Annotated in this window: 19 protein-coding genes; 9 read left to right on the forward strand and 10 right to left on the reverse strand. The window is 49.1% G+C overall.

Annotated elements, in window-relative coordinates:
* Nucleotides 1–947: 947 nt before the first annotated feature.
* Both ACYVSB_RS10665 and ACYVSB_RS10670 read left to right on the forward strand, forming a co-directional pair.
* Nucleotides 948–1811, forward strand: coding sequence for an AraC family transcriptional regulator (locus ACYVSB_RS10665; protein WP_461219393.1), 864 nt, complete (start codon nucleotides 948–950; stop codon nucleotides 1809–1811).
* Nucleotides 1812–2159: 348 nt separating this feature from the next.
* Nucleotides 2160–2978, forward strand: coding sequence for a Cof-type HAD-IIB family hydrolase (locus tag ACYVSB_RS10670; protein ID WP_461219341.1), 819 nt, complete (start codon nucleotides 2160–2162; stop codon nucleotides 2976–2978).
* Between the two features lie 483 nt (nucleotides 2979–3461).
* Here the strand turns inward: ACYVSB_RS10670 and ACYVSB_RS10675 are convergent, their stop codons facing one another.
* The 5 genes from ACYVSB_RS10675 to ACYVSB_RS10695 all read right to left on the reverse strand — a co-directional run bounded on the left by ACYVSB_RS10675 (nucleotide 3462) and on the right by ACYVSB_RS10695 (nucleotide 7757).
* Nucleotides 3462–4106 carry a TetR/AcrR family transcriptional regulator gene (locus tag ACYVSB_RS10675; protein ID WP_461219342.1) on the reverse strand — a complete coding sequence of 215 codons (645 nt, stop codon included), beginning with the start codon at nucleotides 4104–4106 and terminating at the stop codon, nucleotides 3462–3464.
* Between the two features lie 17 nt (nucleotides 4107–4123).
* Nucleotides 4124–5740 carry an ABC transporter permease gene (locus tag ACYVSB_RS10680; protein ID WP_461219343.1) on the reverse strand — a complete coding sequence of 539 codons (1617 nt, stop codon included), beginning with the start codon at nucleotides 5738–5740 and terminating at the stop codon, nucleotides 4124–4126.
* Nucleotides 5727–6659: an ABC transporter ATP-binding protein gene (locus ACYVSB_RS10685; protein ID WP_461219344.1), complete on the reverse strand. Its 933-nt coding sequence runs from the start codon at nucleotides 6657–6659 to the stop codon at nucleotides 5727–5729. The genes ACYVSB_RS10680 and ACYVSB_RS10685 overlap by 14 nt, the downstream gene beginning before the upstream one ends.
* Nucleotides 6660–6993: 334 nt before the next feature.
* Nucleotides 6994–7134: a hypothetical protein gene (locus ACYVSB_RS10690; RefSeq protein WP_461219345.1), complete on the reverse strand. Its 141-nt coding sequence runs from the start codon at nucleotides 7132–7134 to the stop codon at nucleotides 6994–6996.
* A 497-nt stretch (nucleotides 7135–7631) separates the two neighbouring features.
* A complete protein-coding gene (locus ACYVSB_RS10695) occupies nucleotides 7632–7757 on the reverse strand; it encodes a hypothetical protein (RefSeq protein ID WP_461219346.1) in 126 nt (41 codons plus the stop codon).
* Between the two features lie 244 nt (nucleotides 7758–8001).
* On the opposite strand from ACYVSB_RS10695, the gene ACYVSB_RS10700 reads away from it, so the two are divergent.
* Nucleotides 8002–8190 carry a hypothetical protein gene (locus ACYVSB_RS10700; protein ID WP_461219347.1) on the forward strand — a complete coding sequence of 63 codons (189 nt, stop codon included), beginning with the start codon at nucleotides 8002–8004 and terminating at the stop codon, nucleotides 8188–8190.
* Nucleotides 8191–8475: 285 nt separating this feature from the next.
* Nucleotides 8476–10809, forward strand: a complete 2334-nt coding sequence (locus tag ACYVSB_RS10705; RefSeq protein WP_461219348.1) for an ABC transporter ATP-binding protein/permease — start codon at nucleotides 8476–8478, stop codon at nucleotides 10807–10809.
* A 189-nt stretch (nucleotides 10810–10998) separates the two neighbouring features.
* Here ACYVSB_RS10705 and ACYVSB_RS10710 read toward each other — a convergent pair whose 3' ends face one another.
* Together ACYVSB_RS10710 and ACYVSB_RS10715 are read right to left on the reverse strand one after the other, a co-directional pair.
* Nucleotides 10999–12666 (reverse strand): ATP-binding cassette domain-containing protein, encoded by a 1668-nt coding sequence (locus ACYVSB_RS10710; protein ID WP_461219349.1) that lies wholly within the window; start codon nucleotides 12664–12666, stop codon nucleotides 10999–11001.
* Nucleotides 12666–13871: a radical SAM protein gene (locus ACYVSB_RS10715; protein WP_461219350.1), complete on the reverse strand. Its 1206-nt coding sequence runs from the start codon at nucleotides 13869–13871 to the stop codon at nucleotides 12666–12668. Before ACYVSB_RS10715 ends, ACYVSB_RS10710 begins: the two co-directional genes overlap by 1 nt.
* Nucleotides 13872–14153: 282 nt before the next feature.
* Between ACYVSB_RS10715 and ACYVSB_RS10720 the strand changes: the two genes are divergently transcribed.
* The 5 genes from ACYVSB_RS10720 to ACYVSB_RS10740 all read left to right on the forward strand — a co-directional run bounded on the left by ACYVSB_RS10720 (nucleotide 14154) and on the right by ACYVSB_RS10740 (nucleotide 19702).
* A complete protein-coding gene (locus ACYVSB_RS10720) occupies nucleotides 14154–15050 on the forward strand; it encodes a helix-turn-helix domain-containing protein (protein ID WP_461219351.1) in 897 nt (298 codons plus the stop codon).
* 902 nt (nucleotides 15051–15952) lie between these two features.
* Complete coding sequence (locus ACYVSB_RS10725; protein WP_461219352.1) at nucleotides 15953–16411, forward strand: hypothetical protein; 459 nt, start codon at nucleotides 15953–15955, stop codon at nucleotides 16409–16411.
* A 135-nt stretch (nucleotides 16412–16546) separates the two neighbouring features.
* Nucleotides 16547–17905, forward strand: coding sequence for a TPM domain-containing protein (locus ACYVSB_RS10730; RefSeq protein ID WP_461219353.1), 1359 nt, complete (start codon nucleotides 16547–16549; stop codon nucleotides 17903–17905).
* A 55-nt stretch (nucleotides 17906–17960) separates the two neighbouring features.
* Nucleotides 17961–18647 (forward strand): hypothetical protein, encoded by a 687-nt coding sequence (locus ACYVSB_RS10735; protein ID WP_461219354.1) that lies wholly within the window; start codon nucleotides 17961–17963, stop codon nucleotides 18645–18647.
* A gap of 236 nt (nucleotides 18648–18883) precedes the next feature.
* A complete protein-coding gene (locus ACYVSB_RS10740) occupies nucleotides 18884–19702 on the forward strand; it encodes a ZIP family metal transporter (RefSeq protein ID WP_125597479.1) in 819 nt (272 codons plus the stop codon).
* Between the two features lie 143 nt (nucleotides 19703–19845).
* Here ACYVSB_RS10740 and ACYVSB_RS10745 read toward each other — a convergent pair whose 3' ends face one another.
* The 3 genes from ACYVSB_RS10745 to ACYVSB_RS10755 all read right to left on the reverse strand — a co-directional run bounded on the left by ACYVSB_RS10745 (nucleotide 19846) and on the right by ACYVSB_RS10755 (nucleotide 24311).
* The gene (locus tag ACYVSB_RS10745) at nucleotides 19846–21303 is read right to left on the reverse strand and encodes an NCS2 family permease (RefSeq protein ID WP_461219355.1); all 1458 of its coding nucleotides are present in this window, start codon (nucleotides 21301–21303) and stop codon (nucleotides 19846–19848) included.
* A 205-nt stretch (nucleotides 21304–21508) separates the two neighbouring features.
* Nucleotides 21509–23536 carry a MucBP domain-containing protein gene (locus ACYVSB_RS10750; protein WP_461219356.1) on the reverse strand — a complete coding sequence of 676 codons (2028 nt, stop codon included), beginning with the start codon at nucleotides 23534–23536 and terminating at the stop codon, nucleotides 21509–21511.
* 298 nt (nucleotides 23537–23834) lie between these two features.
* The gene (locus tag ACYVSB_RS10755) at nucleotides 23835–24311 is read right to left on the reverse strand and encodes a hypothetical protein (RefSeq protein ID WP_461219357.1); all 477 of its coding nucleotides are present in this window, start codon (nucleotides 24309–24311) and stop codon (nucleotides 23835–23837) included.
* Nucleotides 24312–24545: the final 234 nt, after the last annotated feature.

A 24545-nucleotide genomic window follows, 5' to 3' on the forward strand; every position in this document is an offset into this window, starting at 1 on the left:
TTAGCCCTTAACTAAGAATCACAGTCCGTCTGGCAACCTGCGGACTCTAAAGGCTTTGGTAATTAGCACGTAAGACCTGCTTGCAGGCGATGGCTGTATCTAAGCAAATTGTGGTCGTGTCGCCGTTAGGCGATGCTCTCACAAGCCTGTGACATTAGTCGCGGGTGGTTGACTAATGTCACAAAATTATAGTCAAGGAAATAATAAATTGTGAACAAAGATTTGCTGAATTAAGCCAAGCGTGTTCCTGAATGGTTGAACTACCGATGTACAGGTGGTAGGGCCCTTGGTGATTTTATTGCGTGGCAATGGGCGTCACCACATCACCAATAAATTAAGACGATAGGTTTTCGAATTTGTTACAGAAGAAGGCCAAGGCACAATTCTAGTTTCAAAAATAGAAGCCTCAAAATTCCGAAATTTTTAGAATTTTGGGGCTTTTTATGTACCAAAAAAATCTGTCCAAGATAGCAACGACATTGACAGGACGACAAATGTTAGATTTGCTATACTCAATCTTGAAAGAGTGCGAACCGACCCGGGTAGCTCCTGAGCATTAGCCTAGCAACTATTTTGGAGGCTGGTCTGTGCCTCCGGAATAGATGCGTAGCTAAGCGCAGGGAGCTGGGTCGGTGAGCACGTTTAAAAGAGAGTGCGGAACGCAACGGTTTGACTTCGAGCATTAGCCTAGCTATGGATTTGGAAGCTGTACTTTGCTTCCGGAGCCATAGCGTAGCTAAGCGGAAAAGTCAGTTGCGCGTAGCACGTTTTGAAAGAGAGTGCGGAGCGAGCCGGGTTGCTTTTGAGCATTAGCCTAGCAAGGATTTTGGAAGCCGCACTTTGCTTTCGGAAGCCTTGCGTAGCTAAGCGCAGAAAGCAGGCTCGCGCAGCACGTTTCAAACAGAAAGCGCAGAGAACGCATTTAGAAAGGTGGTCGGGATTTGAATATGATCAAGCAATTCAACGCCGCGATGGCTTATGTTGAAGCGAATTTGACACGGGAGCTCGACTCGGAACAAATCGCGCGGATCGCGGGCTGTTCTGAGTATCATTTTCGCCGGATGTTTTCCTTTATGGCGGGCATGCCTTTAGGTGAGTACATTCGCCGGCGCAAATTGGCCCTTGCGGCTGAAGTTTTGAGTTCCACGAACAAAAAAGTGAGCGATGTGGCTTATGATTTTGGTTACGAAACGCCGGAATCTTTCAGTAAGGCGTTTCAGAAAGTTCACGGCGTCAACCCATCACAAATGAAACGCGCTGATGCCAGTTTTAAAAATCTTTTGCCACTGACTTTCCAATTAACGATCAAAGGAGGAACAACCATGGATTATCGGATTGTTCAAAAAGAGCCGTTTCAGATCGTCGGCTTTAAAAAACGGATCACCTTGCAATATAACGGGGTCAACCATCAAATCGAGGCCTTGACCGCCCGCTTGACGCCGAAGATCATCGCGGAGCTCAAGTCATTTTGTGATCTGGAGCCGCGGGGGATGCTGAATGTTTCGGCGAACTTTGCTGGCGATCGCAGCGAAGGGTCTGAGTTGGATCAATATTTAGGTGTCGCCACCACGCAGGCCGTGCCAGCTGATTACGATATTTTAGCCGTCCCGGCGGCAACTTGGGTCGTTTTCAATGTGGTGGGCAAGTTTCCTGAAGCCTTGCAAGCGACATGGGCGCAAATTTATAGCGAGTGGTTCCCCACCACAGATTATCAATTGACAGGTGGGCCAGAAATGTTGTGGAATGAGGCTCCGGATACAACCAAGCCTGATTATCACAGCCAAATCTGGATCCCCGTGCAGAAAAAATAATGCCGTTGTCGCTCCGTCAAAGTGCTTTCGTAAGGATCATGGGTAAAATAAGACGAGTGGAGCGCGTCAACAGATCGTTTTGGCTCAATGAAGGAAGACGAGAGTGAGTGCCATTCACTTTTCGCCTTCTTTTTCAATTTTGGTAGCAACGCAGTCGTCCTCGGTAGTGACAAGATAAATCGCAGAGGATCAGCGGCGTCTGCAAAGACTGAGCTATCTTCAGCAAAAATCGTCATCCGGTCCAGCGTTCACGAGCCCGTCCCTAACGCCCAGGTGTCTGAGAGCAAATGCGACTTTCCCCAGCTGGTGATTTCACGTATAATGAATAGGCTAAGGAAAGGTGATTCTATGTATAAAATGATTGTCAGCGATTTGGACGAGTCTTTGTTGAATGACGCCGGCCAGGTTTCGGAGCGGGATCGCGCGACGATTTTACGCTTGCAGGCGCAACAAGTTAAATTCGTTCCCAATACTGGCCGCGGGTTCGCGTCAGTACAGGCCTTATTGAAAACGATTGGGACTTATCAACAGCCAGATCAGTATGTGATTTCTTATAATGGCGGGGTGGTCGTGGCCAACCAAGCGAATCAAATTCTGCGCCATCACTACTTGCCTTTTGCTGTGGCCGACCAACTTTATCGCCTGGCTTTGGCCGAACCTGATTTGGGGATCCATTTGTACACGGTCCACCATGTCTACGTGCGCAATCTAGATGCCGATGAAGTGCGTTATATCAAATCCCGGGGCGTGGATGTTTTGCCCCTGACCGGCGCGGACCTGAGCGCTTTTGCGAAACGCCCGATCGTCAAGATCATTATGAAGAATCTAGATCCAGAGAAATTGGCCGCTTTTCGCGCCCGGGCGGAGCGGCAAGCCGCCGAACCTTTGACGGTGACTTATTCGTCGAATCGTTATGTTGAGTTCAATCCGGCCAATGTTAACAAGGGCAGCGCCACCTTGGAGTTGGGGCAAGCGCTGGGAATCAAACCTGAAGAGATCATTGCGTTGGGCGATAATGACAACGACTTCAGTATGATCCAAGCGGCCGGCTGTGGTGTCGCCGTACAAAACGCCGTACCCCATATCAAAGAGGCTGCCAATCTGATTTTGACCGCCAACAATAACCAAGATCCCATCACGGAGATCTATCACCGCCTCTTTCAATAAGAATGACGCCAACTGTGTGGACATAGAGACCAAACTGGATTTCTGGCGCTGGGAAACAATGATCAGAATCAAAGTGTCACAATTTCTTCAAATTTTATTCCCGTAACAACCATAATTTGAACAAGAGCTTTTCAAACTTTCAGGTTATAGTTATTAACATAGAAAGCAAAGGAAATGCACGAGCACTTGCCCGGTGCGCTGCAAGACCTTGTGATCTATAAACTCCAAACAAAACCCTAAACCTAAATAAATCATGATTGATTGCCCGTCAATCATGACACCGTGCCCAGTGGTTGCCCGCCACGAAGCACATATTCGTCACAATTGCCCGTTGTGATGAACAACCAATTAGTCGCACTTGCCCGGTGTGGCTAACAACCAAATTTTTCTTCATTTTTACTCCTCCCCTTAAATAAAGACGACCAACATCTTGCCCGGATGTTGGTCGTCTTTTTGTTTTAACAGGTTCGCTTTAGGAAAAAATCAAGCTTGATCGACAAAACCATATTCAACGATCCGCAAATAACGGGTCAGATCGGCCAACAGGGGTTCCATTTCCGCCACCGTGGTCACTTCTGGGTGGCTCAACAAATACTGTTGGAATTTCTGCAGATAACCGCTGGTGACATAATTCAAAACGGTTAAGGCATCGGTAGCCGTGATGCCTGGCTTAAAGGTCATTTTCGCAAAGACAGGCAGGACGAGCCGTTGGGTCAGATCCTGGTTCGCAACCATCATCTGCTCAACATACTGGCGGCCACTGGCGGGTAATTGCTTGAGATGAATGAACCCATTCAATAATAATTGGAATTCCCGCGGGTATTGTAATTGCAGGCTGATTTTGTAGCGGGTGGCGTTGGTGACCATTGCGACTAGATCGCCGGAGTCCTGCCAAACTGCCTCGTCCATGATCGCCATCAGTCGGTCGTAAGCTTGTCGTAGCGTGGCCAAATAGAGTTGCTCTTTATTGCCAAAATATTTGAAGATCAGGCCTTTGGAGACCTGAGCTTTGGCGGCGATCGCGTCGACTTTGGTGGCTTGGTAGCCCGCACTGGCGAACAACGCCAACGCGGCCGCTTGCATGCGGGCTTTTTTGACCGGATCTTCTGGTAATCTTGTTCGTTTCATCATGTCTGCACTCATTTCTAATTGAAAATTTGATCGCGGCGATGATAGCCCCAACTGGCGATGATCAAGAGGACCACACTGAGGCCGATCATCACGCCTAAAACTGACCAATCTAAAGACTGTTGGGGAATGTTTTTGAACCAACCATAGGGCACAATCTTGACGACTTGGTCAGATAGTTGGAAGATATTCCGGAAGTACATCAGGACGAAACCGATGCCGGCGTAAGCCAACAAAAGGTGTCGCCACTTCGGCGCGAAAGCCAGCAAGACAGCGGCCACGGCGATGAACACTAAAACCACGACGCTGTTGGCGCCGAACATCCGCCAGAAATACTTCGCCGCCACTGGCTGGGACAAAACCGCCACATTTCCTAAGTATAACCCGAAAACACCTGCGCCTAACGTTAGCCAACCGTTGATCAAGGCATAACCTAAATAAGTGGCGCCTAGCCGGATGTGCCCGATCGGCTTAGCGGCGAACAATTCAATGTAACCCAACTGCCCGTCGCCGTAAAGACGATTGGTGAGAAAAAGCGCACGAATCACCGCGATCGTGACTAAAACGATACTCAAGGTGGCCATGAAGGTGACCACCACTTGATTGCCCGCTTGTTGGCGAGTTTGGCTGCCGAGAATTTGCTTGATCATCGGATTGCTGTCGATCATGTCAGCCAACGTGTTGAAAATTGAACCATACATCAGACCAATGATCAGCGCGCCAATCAGCCAACTCCAGAAGCTGCGGCCGTCTGTTTTGATCAAAGCAGTCAACGGTCCGCGTAAGAGCCGACTTTTGACCCGACCATTGCGCACGGCGACCAAGCCAGCGCCGAGATCACGGGCGTCACTGGCCCAAAAAGCCCCAGCGAAAAGAACGACGCTACTAAGCACCAATAAGCCCAAGGGCCACCAGTTATTCTGATAATAAGCGCCGGCCCGCTCCAGCCAGCCAAAAGGCGACCACCAATTGGCGCTGGGCTGGCTGACATCGACTAGCATCCGGACCAAGTAGGCCAGGCCCAGTAACGCCAGCGAGCCAGCCATTGCCGAACGTGTTTCCGCCACAACTTGCGCCAGCAACAATCCGACCACACCGAATAACAAACCGAAGGCGGCCGGTAATGTGGCCGTCAGCCAATCACCGCTCAAGTTGGCGCCAGTCATGTGGATCACCGACAGGCCGCCACCGACGAGCAGTAAGGTTGCCAAATTGAATAGCAAAACCTCCCAAAATCCGGCTAGCAAGAAAGCGTGCCGGCCAACGTTCTTGGCTTGGAGCAGTTCGACTAAGCCTGCCTCCTCCTCACCACGAGTGGCGCTGATAGCGATCAAGAGGCTGGCCAAGCCGTACATCAAGCTCATGAACACCAGCATTTCGCCGCTGAACATCACCGCGTCCGTCATCGCCACGTGCTCAGGAAAGTAGCCCAGAAAGGCGACCATCGCCGGCGTTTTCAAAGTAGCAATCAGCGATTCCCGCGCCGCTTCGTCTGGAAAAATCGTCCCGATCGCCGCCGCGTAACCAACCATCAAGCCTACTAGCCCCAGCAGCCAAAGGGTCAGTTTCAACCAGTCACGGCGCAAGTTGAGCCCCAACAAGCGTCCCGTTTGCGCAAAGTTATTTTTGAACATCGCCGGTCACCTCTGGTTCTGCCGCCTGATCGTAGTAGCGCATAAATAAATCGTCCAAAGCGGGCGGGGCGATTTGCAAGTTCGTCACTGTCAAGGCGGCCACCGCTTGAAGCACCGGGGACAACGCCTCTGAATCCACGGCGAAAGTTGCCTGGGTCGTTTGGTGATCGATCAAGTGGAAATTGTGCACGCCGGACAACTTAGCTAAACCAGCGAGGTCAGCCTGGGTTGTCACCGTCACGTTGGTCCGCGTCAAGTGCCGCATTTGCGTCAAGGAACCAGCTTCGATGATTTTACCTTGACGAATGATGGCGATGGTATCGCCCATTTTCTCGACTTCGGAAAGAATGTGACTGGAGAGCAAGATTGCCTTACCCGCCGCTTTCAAGCGCGCCACCTCTTGCTGGAAAATATTCTCATTCAAAGGATCCAGACCGGAAGTTGGCTCGTCGAAAATATAAAAGTCCACATCACTGGATAAGGCCGCGATCAACGCCACTTTTTGGCGATTACCCTTGGAATAAGTGCTATTCTTCTTCGCTGGATCCAAAGCGAAGGCTTGAATCAAGGTATCAGTCCGCGGCGTGTGTTGTTGACCACTCATCTTCAATAATAGGTCAATGGTTTGCCCACCGGTGAAATTCGGCCATAAATAAACATCCCCCGGCACGTAGGCCAAACGTTCATGAATATTGACGGCGTCTTGCCAAGCATCTTGGCCGAAAACGGACACGGTGCCACCATCCGCCTTGAGCATACCTAAGATCGTTCGAATCGTGGTCGATTTGCCGGCGCCATTGGGACCGATGAAACCCACGACTTCACCAGGGTTTACTTGTAAACTAACGTCACTAAGCGCGGTGAACTTGCCAAAGTTCTTGCGCAAATGCGTGACTTGCAAAATCGGTTGAGCTGTCATGTTGTATCCTCCCCCAATCAGGTGGTTCTGGCCGCCTGATTTTCTAAAAACAGGATGATTATAATTCTTGGTGACCGGTAAGTCAATGACTTTGCAGTCAATATAGTCTGGTGGGGATTCTGACTGTTCATACTAAGGTGGACAAGTTAGGAGATTGGCCGCAGCTTGCGCTGCGCGTGGCGTTGGTGGTGGCAAGTGTAGTGGGGCTCCAGGTCGGGCTGGGGGTGGTGGAACGCAGCGGGCACGACTTGAAGCTTTTCGGAAACCCGCCGAAAATCTTCAAGCTCGGCCTTATTGTAGGCGATAAATCGCCAACAATAATATCGCGGCTGACTCACCCCCAGCCCGACCTTCCGCCTAACGAGTAAACGACCCACCAACGCCACGCTCCGCTCCAGCCGCTCAACATTTTAACAGTCGTTTGAGCACTCACGCCGACTTGCAAGCTATCGCCAATTGATGAGGAGCCACGCAATTGACGGCCGTGGTTAGTGGTTACAAACTTTACATTGGTGACACCGGCGTAGTCTGTCTGATGAACTGAGGCAAGTTCTTGATGAATCAGCTGAATCGGTCGGCTTCCAAACCGATGATTGTTAAGGAAACAAGCAGAGAGTGTTCAGCCTACGCAAAATATCCCGGTCTTCTAATCCAAATCAGTTGGCATTGTCGTACCCCCCCAAAAGGACGATTGTTTTGACCTCTAGCTCGTAAAAGCACTTCGTCAGATATCCAACTTTGATTGCAGATAAGCTCGATTCTGCCAAGCAATCGGCTGGGACCGCGCGGGGCGTTGTTGGTTGGCAGATGTCGTGGGGCTCCAGGTCGGGCTGGGGGTGGTGGAACGCGGCGGGCACGATTTTGAGCTTTTCGGAAATCCGCCGAAAATCTCAAAACTCGGCCTTATTGTAGGCGATAAATCGCCAACAATAATATCGCGGCTGACTCACCCCCAGCCCGACCTTCCGCCAACTAGTAAACGAACCACCAACGCCAGCCGCTCAATGTTATAACAGCCGTTTGAGCACTCACGCCAATTGGCAAGCTATGGCTAATTGATGGGGAGCCACGCAATTGATGACCATGGTTAGTGGTCACAATCTTTAAATTGGTGACACCAGCGCAGTCCGTCTGATGAACTGAGGCAAGCTCTTGATGAATCAGCTGGATTGGTCGGTTACCAGCAGAAATCAGTTTAAATGGGTGAGATAAAGCTATTGACTCTATCCGAAATAACCCGACCTCCTAATCCGAATCCGTTGGCATTGCCGTACCACCCCAAAAGTGGGCGATCGTTTGACCTCTCGCTTGCAAAAGCGCTTCGTCAAATCCTTCGCCCTGATTGCAGATAGGCTCAATTCTGTTCAGCAACCGGCTGGGACTGCGCGGCTCAGTGGTGAAATTGTCCTTGGCGGCTTTGCCGCTTAGGACAAGGCTCGATTTGAAGACAAGCCGCGGTTTTTGCGGATTGGCTTCAAACGATGCCCACCACGTTCGAAACAGAGTGCGAACCGACCCGGGTAGCTCCTGAGCATTAGCCTAGCAACTATTTTGGAGGCTGGTCTGTGCCTCCGGAATAGTTGCGTAGCTAAGCGCAGGGAGCTGGGTCGGTGAGCACGTTTCCAGTCCGCATCAGCAGTCCCAGCCGGTTGCGCTTACGCGCAACACCCCACAAAAACTGCAATCAAGCGAGTAATCAAGAATAGCAGCTACATTTTCAAGAAAAGTCAGACCTGCGCCCGCTTTGTTACGGCGGTTGTTATGCTATAATCAAATAAACACTTTGTCACTTGTGGAAGGATTTGGGAGGGTTATTGTGCTCGAATTAAAAGATATTAAAAAGTACTACCGCGTTGGCGAGACCGTTACCAAAGCGCTGGATGGCGTTTCGGTTGCTTTTCGTAAGCAAGAATTCGTGGCGATCTTAGGGCCAAGTGGTTCTGGGAAAACGACGCTGCTGAATATGATCGGCGGCTTGGATCAGTACGATTCTGGCGATATGGTCATCAACGGGAAATCGACGAAGAGTTTTAAACTGACAGATTGGGATGCTTACCGCAATAACTCGATCGGCTTTGTGTTTCAAAGCTATAATTTGATCGGTCATTTAGGTATTCTGGAGAACGTTGAATTAGGCATGACTTTAAGTGGGGTCAGCGGCGCAGAGAAGCGGCATCGCGCTGAAGACGCTTTGATTCGGGTCGGTTTGAAAGATCATTTGCATAAGAAGCCGAACCAACTTTCTGGTGGGCAGATGCAGCGGGTCGCGATCGCGCGAGCGTTGGCCAATGATCCGGATATTTTATTGTGCGATGAGCCGACGGGGGCTTTGGATACCGAAACTAGCGTGCAAATCATGGAATTGATTCGCGAGCTTTCTGGTGAGAAATTGGTGATCATGGTCACCCATAATCCGGAATTAGCGAAGCAATACGCGGATCGGATCATTGAGTTCTCCGATGGGAAAATTCGCCATGATTCCAACCCTCACCAGGAACGGCCGAAGCCAGATCAGTTCCAATTGAAGCGGACGAAAATGAGTTTCTGGACGGCGCTTAATTTGTCGTTCAATAATATCCGGACGAAAAAAGGGCGGACATTTTTGACGGCGTTCGCTTCTAGTATTGGGATCATTAGTATTGGCGTCGTGCTGGCGTTATCTGGTGGTTTCCAGAAACAGATCGATCAGACCCAGACGAAAACGTTGGCGAAATATCCGATTACGATCTCGCAACAGGCGACTGACTTGCAGGCGGCTTCGGCGGAGCAGCAAAAGGAAACCAAGCAGCTCAGTGGTAAGGGCACCGCAGTCACCGCCAAGATCAGCATGCAGCAAAAGGCGATGAAGACTAACAAGATCACCACGAAATATCTGAACTATGTCAAGGATATTGATCCAGCTTTGAGCAACAACATTGGTTATACCCGCTTGGTGGGCATGAACCTGTTGCGCAAAGTCGATGGCAAGGTTGAAACGGTGACTTTTTCTAGCGCTAGTAGCAGTAACTCTGGCGCCGCGGCGATGTCGGCTTCAACGGGGTTAGGCAGTTCCTCTTTCCCAGAGCAACTGGATCAAACCAAGGAGAACTTCCTGAAGAAAAATTATCGGTTGTTGTCAGGAAGCTATCCTGCCGCTGCCACTGACCTGGTGCTGGTGGTCAATTCGGATAACACGATCAATATCAACGCTTTGAAGAATCTCGGCTTTGACATCAACGATGGTGAGAAAATCGATTTCGATCAGCTGGTGGGCACCGAGATCCAGTTGGTCGGTAACGATGACTATTACACGGCGTTGCCAACGGGGAACTACATTCCCAATACAGACGTCAGCTCATTGTATGACAAGAGTGGCAACCTCAAGCTCAAGATCGCCGGCGTGATCCGCGCTCGTAGCAATTCCAACATGGATCTGTTATCCACTGGCGTTGCTTACAGCGACAAGTTGGCGCGGCAGATCATTGATTTGAACCAAGACTCCGCGATCGTCAAGGCGCAAAAGGCGACCGACGTCAACGTGATGACCAACCAGAAGATGGACGCCACCACGAAGCAGACTTTCTTGGCCACATTAGGCGGCAGCAGTATGCCTTATAGCATCATGATCTATCCTAATAACTTCAAGGATAAAGACGCCGTTTTGAAGTATTTGGATAAATGGAACAAAGGCAAGAGCAAAGCGGATAAAATCACTTACCTAGATCTCGCCGGTACAGTGACCAATTTAACTGGTGGTCTGATGGACGCGATCACCTATGTGTTGGTCGCTTTCGCCGCAATCTCGCTGATCACCAGCATGATCATGATCGGGATCCTGACTTATACGTCAGTGCTAGAGCGGACCAAGGAAATCGGGGTGCTGCGTGCGTTAGGGGCCCGGAGCAAAGACGTGACCCGGGTATTCGACGCCGAAACCTTTATCTTAGGCGTTTCTTCTGGATTATTAGGGATCCTGATCGCCGAATTATTGACCTTCCCGATCAATTCCCTGTTGTATAATCTGACTGATTTGAAAAATGTCGCGATCCTCGATCCTGTCCAAGCGTTGATCCTAGTTGTGGTCAGCACCATCTTGACCATGTTAGGCGGGCACATTCCAGCTAGAATGGCCGCCAAGAAAGACGCCGCGATCGCGTTGCGCGCAGAATAGTTTGCAGCTTTCAATAAACAGAACAGTTTGCAGCTTTCAATGAAAATAGACTCTTGCCAGTTTCGTTGGCAGGAGTCTATTTTTTAGGTCAACTTGGGTTGAAACGTGCTCACCGACCTAGCGTCTTCCGCTTAGCTACGCAATTGTTCCGGAAGCAAAGTCCGCACTGTCAAACCCCTTGCTGGCCGTTTAATAATGATTTCCATTTTTATTAGCTGCTAAATCAGTGCTTTGTGCCCGAACGGTTTGGTCGGCAAAGCGCCAGATCTGATCGTAGTAGTCCAGGTTGGTATAGTGATGGGCCACTTCGATCACGGTGACTGGTAATCTCAGTAAGAGGTCGCGAATCGTTTTGGCGCTGTCTGGGTCAAGACTGGCGGTGATCTCATCGGCCAGAATAATCTGTTTACGATCGGCCAAGGCGCGGGCAATCTCGATTTTCAAGCGTTGCCCGCCGCTGATATTGGCGCCGTTTTGTTGGATCAAGAAGTCTAAAGGCGCTTCGCCCAACTGCTGGCTCAAGTCAACTTGCTTTAAGATCGTCATCAGTTCAGCGTCAGCGATGGGCTTGCCCAAGCAGATATTGTCACGGATACTCAAATTGAAGAGGTGGGGCTGCTGGGCGATCAGACTGATGTTCTGCTGGAAATTAGTTATATTCTGGGGCTGTTTACCACCGGTGCGCAGATAAATCGTTCCTGAATCCGGCTGTTGATTTTGCATCAATAGGTCGAGAAATGTACTCTTGCCCACGCCGCTTTTGCCGGTGATCAGAATTTTCTGTCCGGCGCTAAGGGATAGGTCGACATGCGCAAACAGTAAATGGTCTGCGAACTTCTTACTGACATCGGTAATCGTTAAACCAGCAAAATCGCTTAGTACTGGCGTCGCAGCTACACGCTGGGGTGTTGGCTGGTGCAGAAAAGTGCCGATTTTCGCGCGCACGGCTTTGGTTTCTAACAAGTCACCAGATAAATAAATGATTTCTTGGAACTGATTTTTCAAACTGCCGGCGGTGCCCAACATCGCGACGAGCAGAACGATGGTGATCCGCGGATCAAAACGCATCAAATAGATACCTAAAGCGAAAGGAACCACGTCAGCGATACCTTTCAGTGGTCCGGATAAGGAGAACATCAGCGCTTGTGTGTTGTGCAGATGTTGTTCAGCACGCTCCGTTTGTTCAAACTTACGCTGGGTAAGTCTCAGGAAAAAAGGTTGAGCCTGATGATTGTTGATCACTGTTTTTCCTTTGGCCAAGTCAATGGCAGCGCTCAAAGAATACTCCCGTTGTTGGGAGAAGTGACTGCCTAGATCCGCCAACCCATGAGCCATGAAATGTTGCGGTAGCATCATCAGCCCGGCGCCCACCGCGAAACAAATTCCTACGGCTAAATTCTGTGTCAGTAAGTAAATAATTGGGATCAAAGAGCGACAAAGGTATGTGGGCAAGGTCAGAATCGGGATGTAATAGTTCTCGCGAATCATCCGGACATCTTGAGAAACAATCGAAACGATTTCGTCTGCAGAATGGTTCGGCGTTGCCAAATATTTACGCAAACAGTCGACTTCCAGCGAAACACAGGCCTCTTTAAGGATGCTGTTAGTGACGATTTCGGTCAGGTAGAGCCCAAGATAAACAATCAAATAGAGCAAGAGCCCCTTAACGCAGAACCAGAGGACGTCTGCTAAACTGCTGTGGGCATTCATTCGACCGGCCCAAGTGGTGACCAAGGCAAAAGTTAAGGAAATAAATGAGTTGATCAGGGTGACAACGGCCAGCAAGACCAGCTTATAATTGTGGATCCGACTGGCTAGATCAGCCAGACCAAGTTTTGGTACCGATGTTGTATTCATTACAATTGCTCCTCATCCAGAAGTGTTATTGCGAAATCGTTCTCGGTTATTAATAGGTCAAAGTATTTACGAATATCACTTTTTCGTTGGCGGCAGACCGCTTCAAAATAGCCGTTAATGTCGATTGGACAAGCGCCACCCCGACATAACGGAAAGAATCTACAATCCTGGCATTGTGGACGATAGTGATAGTTATCTGACCAGAAGCTATTCTTCGCTTGATCAATTAGGCCATCATTAATGTTACCTAGCCTATTCTTTTGATCATATAGCATTTTCGTTGTACATTTAATGATGTTTCCGTCAATATTAATAGAATAGGAGTTTGGTAATCTTCCGTAACAAACGCTTTGGTAATTATTTAGAACAAACTTGATATTCATGATATTGTAACCGAGTGCGATTGCCCTTCTGCAAAGATAAATATCTGCGTCAACTCTTGCTAATCCGACCCGATAGTCGATTTTTCGTTCGCCTAATCCCCAGTCCCCGATCCTCTTAAAAAAGAATTGAAAGCGACTGTCCTTCCTAAAGTATTTTCCGTCATGATTCAGAAAATCCTCGATATTTGCTTGGTTATCTGCGGAAATATTGAATCGAAGTAAAACAGTGAACTTTGCATCTGTATTTTGCATGTACCTTAAGTTTTGGTATATTGTTGCGTAGCTGCCGGATCCATCTCGCAGCACCCGTTGAGCGTTATGCGAAACCTCATTACCATCAATAGAAATTTGGAAAGTAGTGACATCACAAGAAAGCATGCTATTAAGAATTCTGGAGTTTAGTAAATAGCCGTTTGTTGTTATGCCGGCTTTATAAATAATACCTAGGTCGACACACATACGCTTAAGCTTGTCAGTCATCTTCATAATTCGAAACCAACTCAAAAGTGGCTCACCGCCAAACCAGTTAACAACTAGTTCTGTAAAGGTCCCGTCTTTTAACTTATTTTTAATAAAATCAATAATTTTATTTTGATTTTCAGCAGGTATGTTTATGTTAGTAAAAGTTTCGTAACAATATTTGCATCTGAAATTACAATCACCGTGGACAAATATAGTGATATCTAAGGTTTTGCTATCTCTAATTTTTAGTGTTTCAACAAAATCGTTAAATTCATTTTCTTCTTTTAAAAAATGATATTGCATTAAAATATCATTCAATTGTAATTGAACCGCTTGTTTTTTTAATAGCGTTTTATCCATCATAAGTGATATATTGTTTTTTTCGTTAAAACAATATATCTTTTCTTTTCTTTCTTCTAAAATACGAAGTTTGAAAATGATGATATTTCCATGTGGATACCTCCTAATTATTTCCCTACACATGAATCGCCAAAAACAAAGTCAAATGTTTTTAAAAATGAGATAAAATCAAAGAATATGTTACAATATATTATAATATGAAAATCTTGTTTAGCTATATTTTTTTCCATATATTCAAAAATGGGCTAAATCCTGAAAAAATTCGATGGGGCTGATAGTGAAATGACAGATGAGATGCATCATTCAATTGGCGGAGTCTTCAAAAGGATTCGCAAAAATCGCGGATTGACAATCGAGCAAGTCAAGGGAGATCTATCAATCGCAACAGTTTCACGGTTTGAAAACAATACATGTGAACTCTCGCTGACAAGTTTTATTTGCTTGCTTGAAAATATGGCCCTAACACCGATTGAGTTCTTCCGCTTTTATAATTGGCTCTGTCGCGATAATGATAGTAAACAAGAAAACTTATCTGATAGATTAGTTGATTTAGAATTAAACAAACGCTTGCGTAGCACGACTGTTAATGGCTTGACCAACAACGGCTTTTGTCTTAATCAACAAGTTAATTTGCTAGCCATGGCTGCCATCAAGGCAATTGAACTAAGTAAGACAAACGGCACTGCCAAGATGGATGAGCTAGATCAGGAACGTGTCTGTCAATATTTGCTAGAGACAGACCTATGGTTAGATTTTGAATTTTTCTTGTTTGCGAGTACGATTCAGGGGCTTGATGATGCTCGTTTCGAGTTGCTTTACAGTCGGCTGATGACCATTCAATTGGGCGTGAGACCGCACTATTATAATAATCAGTGGTTTCCTGAAAGCCTTTATAAAACGGCAATTAGAAAAATCGAAATGGGACGAGCGGATGAAGCTCTGGTTCTGCTGGATCAGATGGTCACTCAGAATTCGCCGGAAACGGACTTTTATTTCAAGGAAAGACTTCTCTTTGCGAAAAGTGTTTGTCAATTCCAACAAGATCCCAGTCGGATCACAGAAAGAAATGTAGCCTTATTGTTGCGAGTTACAGCAGCTCTGAACCTTAAAATCTATCGTGCCGATGTGAACTGGCTGTTGTCGGTGGGAATTGTTGTTGATGAGGGATTGGCGGGGTAGGCGGGCACATTCCAGCTAGAATTGCCGCCAAGAAAGATGCCGCAATCGCGTTGCGCGCAGAATAGTTTGTGGATTTAAATCGACAGAATAGTTTGTAGCCTTCAGTAATGAAAATAGACGCCTGCCTTCGCACCGACAATTTTCGGCGCTAGTGGGAGTCTATTTTTAGATTGGTTGCCGAAAGATAAAGTTCAGCTGTTTCCCCCCAAGAAAAAGTGACAATGAATTCGGGCGGCCGTCAATTTTCAATTGAAAATGGTTTCATTTTGGGCGGACTGCGGTATGATAGAAGGGAAAGAACAATGTCTCCGGGAGCGAGGTGCGGCTTCCAAAATTCTGGCTGGGCTTATGCTCAGGAGCACTACCCGGGGTCGCTCCGCACTCTATCAAAACGTGCTCACCACCCCAGCTTCTTCCGCTTAGCTACGCAATTGTTCCGGAGGCAAAGTGCGCCTCCAAAACAATTGCTAGGCTAATGCTCAGAAGCTACCCGGGGTGGCTCGCACTCTATCAAAACGTGCTGCGAGGTGCAGACCGCTGCGCCTTAAAGTATCAGATTGCCCAATCTGCTTCGCAGCTTAGTCAATCTGATAAATTAATGCTCACGGTCTAACCGCACCTCTCCGCACTCTATCAAAACGTGCTCACCACCCCAGCTTCTTCCGCTTAGCTACGCAATTGTTCCGGAGGCAAAGTGCGCCTCCAAAACAATTGCTAGGCTAATGCTCAGAAGCTACCCGGGGTGGCTCCGCACTCTATCAAAACGTGCTGCGCGAGCCTGCTTTCTGCGCTTAGCTACGCAAGGCTTCCGGAAGCGAAGTTCAGCTTCCAAAATCCTTGCTAGGCTAATGCTCAAAAGCAACCTGGCTCGCTCCGCACTCTATCAAATGGGGGTAATGAATATGTTTGAATCTGATGCTAAATTGATTGTGACTGGTTGGTTGGTGCGGGAGGATGTTGATTTTTTGGCTGAGACTGATCGGTTGTCGTTTTTCTTGTATCTTTATGAGTTGTTGGCGAAGAATGATGGGTTGCCTAGTGATTTCAGTGGGTTTACTTTAGAACCGCTCTTAAATCAGCCGCAATTGTTGAAGTATCGCGATGCTTATCGGGCTGATCCGACGGCGTTCACTAAGGCGGCGGTGGCTGCGTACCAGCGGCAACCGCAACGGGTCAATGAGAGTTTGGCGACAATGGCCTATGTGCTGGTCAAGAATAATTCACTGGAATTCTTGCAAGATTTCGTTCATGGGTTTGATTTTTGGCGGGGTTGGCAACGGAATCATCAGCCGAGTCAGACTTGGGCGTTGACGCAACATGACCAGGAACGGATCGCCGAATATTTCGATCGACAAGCTTAGTTTTTGCGTTTCAGAAGTGTCGGTAGTGTCATCGGGCAAGTTAACACGTTTGACAATTGGATCAGTCTGGAGAGGCCGGTCCTTTTTTCGTCAGGACGATTCTGGCAGATCAAGATAAGGGTAGAGGTAATGATCATGAAGAAGAAATGGCTTATGGCGTTGGGTTGGTTATTGGGGTTGGTGCTGTTAGGTGTAGGCGGCGTTGGGGCACAACCGGTGGCGGCGACGAATTCCGCTTGGGTCGCCGATCACGCCGAGGTGCTTTCCCACAAGACGGTCACGCAGATCGATCGGCTCAATGACCAAACGTTTAAGAAAATCACAGGGCAGCCGCAATTAGCGGTGGTGACGCTTCAGCGCTTGCCGAAAGGTGAAGATGACATCCATGATTACGCGGTTGATTTGTTCACGAAAATGGGAATCGGACACAAAGGCTGGGATAATGGGTTGTTGCTCACGGTGGCGGTCAAGGATCGTAAGTATGATTTGACCGTGGGGTACGGCCTGGAAAATGTGATTCCTGATGGCGCGAAGAAGAAAGTGGTGACGAAGGCGGTCACGAAGCAGTTGAAAGCGGGTCAGTATGATTTGGCGATCAGACAGATGACCGCGAATCTGGGTACTTATTTGGTGCAGCGGAAAGAAAGTATTTTAACGCCAACGCAAATGGCCGCCAAACAGGCTGCCAATAAGCGACGCAAACAAATTATTTGGACGATTGTCTTGATTGTGCTGGGTCTCTTGGCATGCTGGGGAATCTATGCTTGGGTTCAATACGCGCGTAAGCAACGGGTTTGGCGGCAATTTGCCCGTGACCGCGTGACCGCGGCTGATTTCGTAGAGACGTATCCTTTGGCGACCGCGGTTTCCGCCGCGGGTATTCAGAAAGAATTAGAGCTCCTGGATCACCTCAATTCGGCGCCGAAGCAGAACACAGATGATCAGGTGATGCTACAAGTGGTCTATCCAGTGTTAACCAAGGAACTCACCACGATTTTACAAACCAATTCGGTGTCTTTGACCTATCCGATCAGCGACTACACCTTGGTGTTGACGCAACCCGACAAAGCCACGCTATTTGCGGTGCGGACCTTGGATGATTTATTAGATTTATTGACGCCCTTTGCCCAGGACTATGCGGCGACAGAAACGCTTTATCACCAAGTTTGGCAACAATATTGCCAAGAAAATGTGGTGAATGCGGATCGGCAAGAGCACCTCTGGAGATTTATTCAGGGCCACGCCAATTATAATGAAGCCGTGACTGCCGAACAGGTCAAAAGAATGATCCGCCAAGTCGATAAAGTGATGGACGACCACGGAAAAGTCACGATCACCGAAGGCAGCCAAGGCAGTGACTGGCCGACGTGGTGGGTAGTTTACAGTGTTGCTAGTAGTCAAAGCAATAGTAGTTCCTCCGGTTCTGACGACAGTTTTGGCGGCGGCTTTGGCGGTGGCAGCACCGGTGGCGGCGGCTTCTCCGGCGGTTGGTAAAATTCCGCCCCCTTGATTATTTTGGATCCATCAAGTTAGAAGATGAAAGTAAGCAATGACGACAAACTTTAAACTAGGTCCATTTCTGCTAAGTGTCGGGCTTTTGCTGCTAGGACTATTGATTGTGGGTCTGCTTTTGTATCATCACCGTCAACAGGCTTGGCAACGCTTTGGCCGCCGGCGGCTAATGGCAGCAGACTTTCGCAAACAATATCCCTTGGTCCGGTTTCTCGATTGGGGCGAATGGCAACCGTTTTTGCTGGGGACCAACGCGCCAAGCAGGCTCACGGATCACCAACTTTTACGCCTGGTTTGCTACCCCGCGCTTTGCTTAAAAATTAGTTGGCTGCTGGAGCATCAACCCGTGGCCCACGCCTATCCCAGCGTCGATTATCGCCGGGTGATCACGCAAGTTTCGCCGCAACAAATTTTTACAGCGCTGACGTTGTCCCAGCTTGTGCGCCAACTGGATCCGTTGATCGTTCGAATCAAGCCGACGATGATTCGCTATCAGGACGCGCTTTGGCAGTATCGTCAGGCGCAAGGCCTGTCTGATCGGCGGCTGGGTCAACTGGCGCGTTATGTTTGGCAACGGGTGGATTTCCGCCAAGAACCAACGGTCGCCCAGACGCGGTTACTGATTGCGGCGCTGGACCAACAGCTGGATCAGGAAGGGTTGGAACGGCCATTGAAGTGGGCGGACAACGAATTATTTGGGGAGCGAGCGCGCTTTCTCAAATAAAGCCCCGCGCAAAGGGCACCTGATCAGTCGCTGGAGCAGCCAGCTGATTGCGGCACCAATTTTCCCAGCGGCAGTTGCGATTGGCTAAAAGTAACGATCACGGTGAAAAAAACGTGATCGTTTTTTACTGGCTGGCGATTATGTTAGCGTGGCCTAATAGAAACCTTTATAAATGCTAAATATTTGTTTAACTTTTCCTTTAAACATGGTAAAGTAGGTGTGAAGGAGTGAATTTGATGATCGAGTTTTTTATAGGACTGCAACCGTGGCAGCAGGCTCTATTGGGGACCCTCTTTACCTATTTCATGACCGCGTTAGGGGCGGCCTTGGTTTTCTTCTTTAAGGAAATCAAGAAAGAAGTACTTAATTACATGCTGGGCTTCGCGTCTGGTGTGATGATCGCGGCTAGCTTCTGGTCGTTACTTGACCCCGCCATCGCTCGCGCGGAGGAGAACGGCGATATTGCCTGGTTGGCAGTCGCCATTGGCTTCGCGTTTGGCGGTTTGTTCCTGTATGGCGCCGATCGGCTATTGCCTCATATTGATGGTGCTCGCAAAAGCACCAAAAAAGGTTTTCCTGATTACCTCAAGAAAACCTTCTTGCTTGTTTTTTCGATCACGCTTCATAATATTCCAGAGGGGCTAGCTGTCGGGGTCGCGTTTGGAGCGGTCAATCAGGCCGCTGATCCCCGCCTCGCCGTGTTGGCCGCGATTTCGGTGACGCTTGGTATCGGGATCCAGAACTTTCCCGAAGGCGCCGCTGTTTCGATTCCCATGCGCCAAGCGGGAACCAGTCGAACCAAAGCCTTTTTCTATGGGCAGGCTTCTGGCTTTGTCGAACCGATCGCCGGGGTGCTGGGAGCGCTACTCGTTAGTGCCATGACCCAAATTCTGCCCTATGCTTTGGCCTTTGCAGCCGGCGCGATGATCTATGTGGTGGTGGAAGAATTGATTCCCGAAGCGCAACAGTCCCACAAGGAACACAGTCATATGGCTGTGTTCGGTGTGATGACTGGCTTCGTGATCATGATGATCCTAGATGTGGCGCTGGGGTAGCTAGTCCTCACCAAAGAGGCAGCGTTGGCGCTGGACAACATGTCGCCCAACAGTTTCTTAGATAAAAACCAAACAGAAATCCCGCAAGCTAATCTCAATTGCTTGCGGGATTTTTATTTTTTATGTGAGGCGTTAGGGTTGGCTTAGATCAGCGCCATCATGACAAAGTTGAGAATGAATAGTCCAGAACAGATCCAGAGAATCGGATGGATTTCTTTGGCCTTGCCAGTGACGGCCTTAATCAGGCAGTAGGTGATGAAACCAGCGGCGATCCCGTAAGAGATGTTGTAGACCAGCCCCATGAAGATCGAGGCCATGAAAGCGGGAATCGCTTCGGTCAGATCATCCCAATCGATGTTCTTGAAGGCGCCCATCATCATTACCCCGACGGCAATCAAAGCTGGTGCGATCGCTTCGGTGGGGACAATGGCGATGAATGGGGCGAACAGACTACTAAGTAAGAACAAGATGGCGGTGACCACACTGGTCAAACCGGTCCGACCACCAGCGCCAATTCCCGCCGCGGATTCGACGTAAGTGGTGGTATTACTGGTCCCACAGATGGCCCCAATCGAAGTGGCGATCGAATCAGCGAAGAGGGCTTTGTCCATTTTGGAAGAGAAACCAGAACCGTTCTCCATGGCCTTCTCATCGTCGGCGGAGAAGATGCCAGTGCGGCGCCCAGTTCCAATAAATGTGCCCAGTGTATCGAAAGTATCGGAGAAACTGAAAGCGATGATTGTCATGATCACCAAAGGTAAGCGATCCGCGCTAGCGAAGAGGGAGCCCAGCCCTTTCGCACCTAACGCGGCGCCAAAAGTAGTGCCTAATTCATGGATCGAATTGCCCAAGGAATTCATCGCGTCAACATGGACATTGGTTACGCCCATGGGGATCCCGATGATCGTCGCGATCAAAATACTGATCAGGACGGCGCCTGGAACTTTCTTGACGAGGAGCACGATGATCACGGCCAAGCCGACCAAAGCCAGCAACGCGCCAGACTGAGTGAAGTTGACCAAGGCTGGGACGATACCGCCGCCAGTCACCACGTTGGTCACGCCGCCTTTGTAAGCGGATTGGGTGGCGTTGTAAGCCTGGTTGTTGATGCTGAGAATATTGCCCGAATCAGAAGTGAATTGTAGGAAGCCTGCGTTCTTGATCCCAATATAAGCGATGAAGACGCCGATCCCCCCGCCCATCGCGTGTTGCAAAGATTCGGGGATTGCCTTGATGATCATTTTCCGAATCTTGGTGACCGTGATCAAAATATTGATCAGCCCACAGATGAAAACCAGCCCCAATGCTTCTTGCCACGTGAACCCAAGCGCGAAGCAGACTGTGTAGGTGAAGAACGCATTTAAGCCCATCCCCGGCGCCAGCGCGTAAGGCACGTTGGCGAACAGACCCATGATCAAAGTTCCGACCGCGCTGGCGATGATCGTCGCCAGGAAGACCGCCTGACTTGGCATCCCTGTTAACGATAAAATAGCCGGATTGACGAAAAGAATGTAGGACATGGCGAAGAAGGTCGTGACCCCTGCCATCACTTCGGTACTGACCTTGGTATGGTTTTCCCGAAGTTTAAAGAAGTTCTCCATGAATATTGTTCCCCTTTTCAATGTGATGATTTTATAATAGCTGAAAGCGGCCAATAAATCAACGTAAAATCCAAACTATTTAATAATTTACAAAATAATAGTTCGTGTTTTACTTGAAAAATCCGAACTGCGCTCAGTTTGTGTCCAAATTGACGTAAAAAAAGCTAACGGCGTCAAGCCATTAGCTTTTTTCAATCATAGAAATTTAGTGACGCGCTGCCCGTTTTTGTCGCCGCCACAATAGCAACGCTCCTAATAGCCCAACGCTGCCTAAAGTGACCAACAATCGTTGCGCCCATTGATTGACTGAATCGTTGGCTTGAGGTAGGGTGCCGTGCTTGGTGCCGCTTGGCGTTATGGTTGTCTGGTTGCTGGTCTTCACTGGCGCTAGGCTGATTTGTCGGCCGGGCATGACGGGTCGGCTTGCATGCTTGAGCGGTGTGGCCGCGCTGTTCTTAGGACCAACTTTCTTCACGCCGTTTTTCTTAGCCTGAACAACCTTGCCAGGTTGCTTGGCCGGCACAGGTGTTTGTGGCTTGATGTTGGTCGGCTTTTCGGCTGGTGTCGGTGTCTGAGGTTTGATGCTGGCAGGTTGCTTGCTCGGCGCCGGCGTCTTCTGGAAATAAAGGTCAACCGCTTGCGGGTCTTGACTGTATGTGCCAGTCAAGGCGCCACTTTTAGTAGCGTCGAATTGATAGCCGGCAACTTGTGCGTTGGGCCGTAGATCGAAGGCGGCGCCAATTTTCTGACCTTGACCAAGAGTTTGCGCAGGTTGAATGGGTTGACCAGTTTCATCCAGATAATTGATGGTCACCGTGGGATTAGCTTGCCAGTTGATTGGCCGGTAGATCATGCCGTCATAACTCAGCCGAACTTTGTTGGGGTAAGTCAGATTGATATAGGCGCTATTGACCGCCTCGGGATCGCGGAGGTAGCCGAGGTAGCCGTAGGTGAATTCGTGGACCTGATTGTCAGTTAAAGGCACGGGATCAGTGATTTGATATTGGCCGTTGCCTAGGTAATTGATGGCAGTCAAGGAGTGATCGGCGCTAGCGTTGAACGAATAGTAAGGGGTATGATTGATCACCTGCCCATCGATGCCCACCACCTCGTTGGCGGTAAACGTCAAAGGTTGACCGACGACGCCATTCAGTGGTGTGGGGTTGAGATAGCCCTGGCCAACTGCGAAAACGTAAGCGTCACTGGCAGTGATACCTTTCAACGGACTGAAATCAGTCAACGAATTGTCGGAAAGACTGATTTCATTGGCTGGATCGGCGTGACCGTTATTCGCGATCGTGGTCAACCAGGGACCAAGCAGCGCTAGTTGATGATTATTGAGCCCATTAGGATTGGCTTGATACATGGTTTCTGGTTGGCCAGCGGCGGCAATGTTCCCAGTCAACTCGATGTAGGAAATCAAATTTGCGGCGCCCTGCGTCAGGCTTAACGTCGATTGATCATTGAGCAGCCCCCAGTATTGACTGCGTAAGGACAACATGTTGAAGCTGATTTTCGCTAAGGGGCTAAAATCGTAGCTGGCGTTGCGTTGCGCGGGAATCGCGATTTGAGCGGTGAACTCCAAGTTCGTGGCTGCCGGCAATTTCTGCAGCACCTCCAAGCCACTTAAAGAAGTGAGCGGGATGGTTGAGGTAATAGTGACCGAGCCAGTGCGCGCGGCGACAACAGCTGGGGTAAGTTGATTGACCTTGACACCAAAAGCAGCCGCCATGGCCGCCGCTAAATTGGCGTCTGCGAATTGAACTGGCTGCTCATTCGCGTCGGCGGCAGGAGACGTATCGGTGGCCGGAGAACTTGGAGTGGCCGAAGCTGTCGTTGTGGTGGTTGCGGCCGAAGTGGTCGTCGCGGTTGTCGGTGATGTCGTCGGCGTGGGTGAACCTGGCGTCGTTGGTGAAGTTTGGGTTGGTGCAGTCGGTGTCGGTGAACTTGTCGTTGTAGCCGTTGTAACCGATCCAGACGAAGCAGCCGATGTCGTCGGTGTAGGTGTTGCGGCCGAAGTGGTCGTCGTGGCCGAAGTTGTGGTCGTGCTTGTTGGGCTTGAACCAGTTGTTGCCGCTGAAGTTGGTGTTGTCGCCGGGACAACCGTAGCCGCTTCTGTTGTATTCGCGGCGTGAACGAGTAGACCTGGCGCCTGAAGGCAACTACCTGTGACTAGCAAGGCGCCGGCCAACAGCGACCAACACTGACGATGGGTACATGTTCTTTTTTTCATGGTAAATTCCCCCTTAACATAGAAAAGACGTCTGACTCCCCCCGAAGACAGGCGTCTTACCGATAAAATCCGAAAAAATCCATGGATTGGTCAAGGTTGGCAGGCGCCAACCTTTAGACAGTGTCATCTTAGAATCGTTGTTGCCGGGAAGCAATTGATAGTCTTGGCCTGTCCGCCAAAAAGCAGACAAGAATCGACTTTGGCGGTCTAGACAGGTAGGCGGGACAACAAAAAAACAGCCGACCATCTGACGATGTTCGACTGTTGAGTGATTTCAACTGGTTGGTTGTTCGCGCGGTTAATGCTGGCGAATGAGCCCCTGTCCTTCCTGCAGACTTGTGACAAAGTCTTGATAGGAAACGTGCAAATACTTGCTGTAAAGATGATAGAACTGCCGTGTATTTTCCTTCGATGAGTGACAACTTAACAGGTGCAGCCCCTGACGATCGCGATAAACCGCCCCGTAGAATCCTGCGCCTTCATCACTGCTGCTGTCTGGCGCGTACAAAAATAACTTTGTACCAGGCTTCAGGAAATTACTCTCGCCATTCTTGTTCAAGGGATGGCTGCGACTGACCTGCGAATTGACCTCGCCGATTTCCTGGCGAATGAACTGTTCATTCACCATTTGATCGTCCGCCGCCTTTAAGAAGGTTAGATCCTTCAAATAAACAGCCTGATCCTCCTTGCCATGAATCAGATTAGGCCCAATCAAGAGACTGAGCAAAACCACTAGCATGAACCCAAGTAACCCAAGTTTTGTCCTTCGTTTCATTTGAGACTCACTCCTTCAGATTGACACCAGCCCACCTGCTGCGAAATCAAGCCCTGATTGACGCGCCCTGCGCCAAGACGTTCCGCTTCAAATGACTGGGGTGACACTGGAAAATAATTGGTTTTTCTATGTTCATCCTATCACACTCCTCCTCTTTTTCCAATGGTTTTGAGTGATAAAAATATTTTTTAATTCTACCGGTCAAATTATCTGGATTGAGTGATTGCGGTTGTT

The sequence above is a fragment of the Lapidilactobacillus salsurivasis genome (assembly GCF_054785215.1).

Bases quoted from the DNA above. Each gene is read 5' to 3' on its own strand.
- ACYVSB_RS10665 (WP_461219393.1), top strand. From the start codon at position 948: ATGATCAAGCAATTCAACGCCGCGATGGCTTATGTTGAAGCGAATTTG.
- ACYVSB_RS10670 (WP_461219341.1), top strand. From the start codon at position 2,160: ATGTATAAAATGATTGTCAGCGATTTGGACGAGTCTTTGTTGAATGAC.
- ACYVSB_RS10675 (WP_461219342.1), bottom strand. From the start codon at position 4,106: ATGAAACGAACAAGATTACCAGAAGATCCGGTCAAAAAAGCCCGCATG.
- ACYVSB_RS10680 (WP_461219343.1), bottom strand. From the start codon at position 5,740: ATGTTCAAAAATAACTTTGCGCAAACGGGACGCTTGTTGGGGCTCAAC.
- ACYVSB_RS10685 (WP_461219344.1), bottom strand. From the start codon at position 6,659: ATGACAGCTCAACCGATTTTGCAAGTCACGCATTTGCGCAAGAACTTT.
- ACYVSB_RS10710 (WP_461219349.1), bottom strand. From the start codon at position 12,666: ATGAATACAACATCGGTACCAAAACTTGGTCTGGCTGATCTAGCCAGT.
- ACYVSB_RS10715 (WP_461219350.1), bottom strand. From the start codon at position 13,871: ATGGATAAAACGCTATTAAAAAAACAAGCGGTTCAATTACAATTGAAT.
- ACYVSB_RS10720 (WP_461219351.1), top strand. From the start codon at position 14,154: ATGACAGATGAGATGCATCATTCAATTGGCGGAGTCTTCAAAAGGATT.
- ACYVSB_RS10725 (WP_461219352.1), top strand. From the start codon at position 15,953: ATGTTTGAATCTGATGCTAAATTGATTGTGACTGGTTGGTTGGTGCGG.
- ACYVSB_RS10730 (WP_461219353.1), top strand. From the start codon at position 16,547: ATGAAGAAGAAATGGCTTATGGCGTTGGGTTGGTTATTGGGGTTGGTG.
- ACYVSB_RS10735 (WP_461219354.1), top strand. From the start codon at position 17,961: ATGACGACAAACTTTAAACTAGGTCCATTTCTGCTAAGTGTCGGGCTT.
- ACYVSB_RS10740 (WP_125597479.1), top strand. From the start codon at position 18,884: ATGATCGAGTTTTTTATAGGACTGCAACCGTGGCAGCAGGCTCTATTG.
- ACYVSB_RS10745 (WP_461219355.1), bottom strand. From the start codon at position 21,303: ATGGAGAACTTCTTTAAACTTCGGGAAAACCATACCAAGGTCAGTACC.
- ACYVSB_RS10750 (WP_461219356.1), bottom strand. From the start codon at position 23,536: ATGAAAAAAAGAACATGTACCCATCGTCAGTGTTGGTCGCTGTTGGCC.
- ACYVSB_RS10755 (WP_461219357.1), bottom strand. From the start codon at position 24,311: ATGAAACGAAGGACAAAACTTGGGTTACTTGGGTTCATGCTAGTGGTT.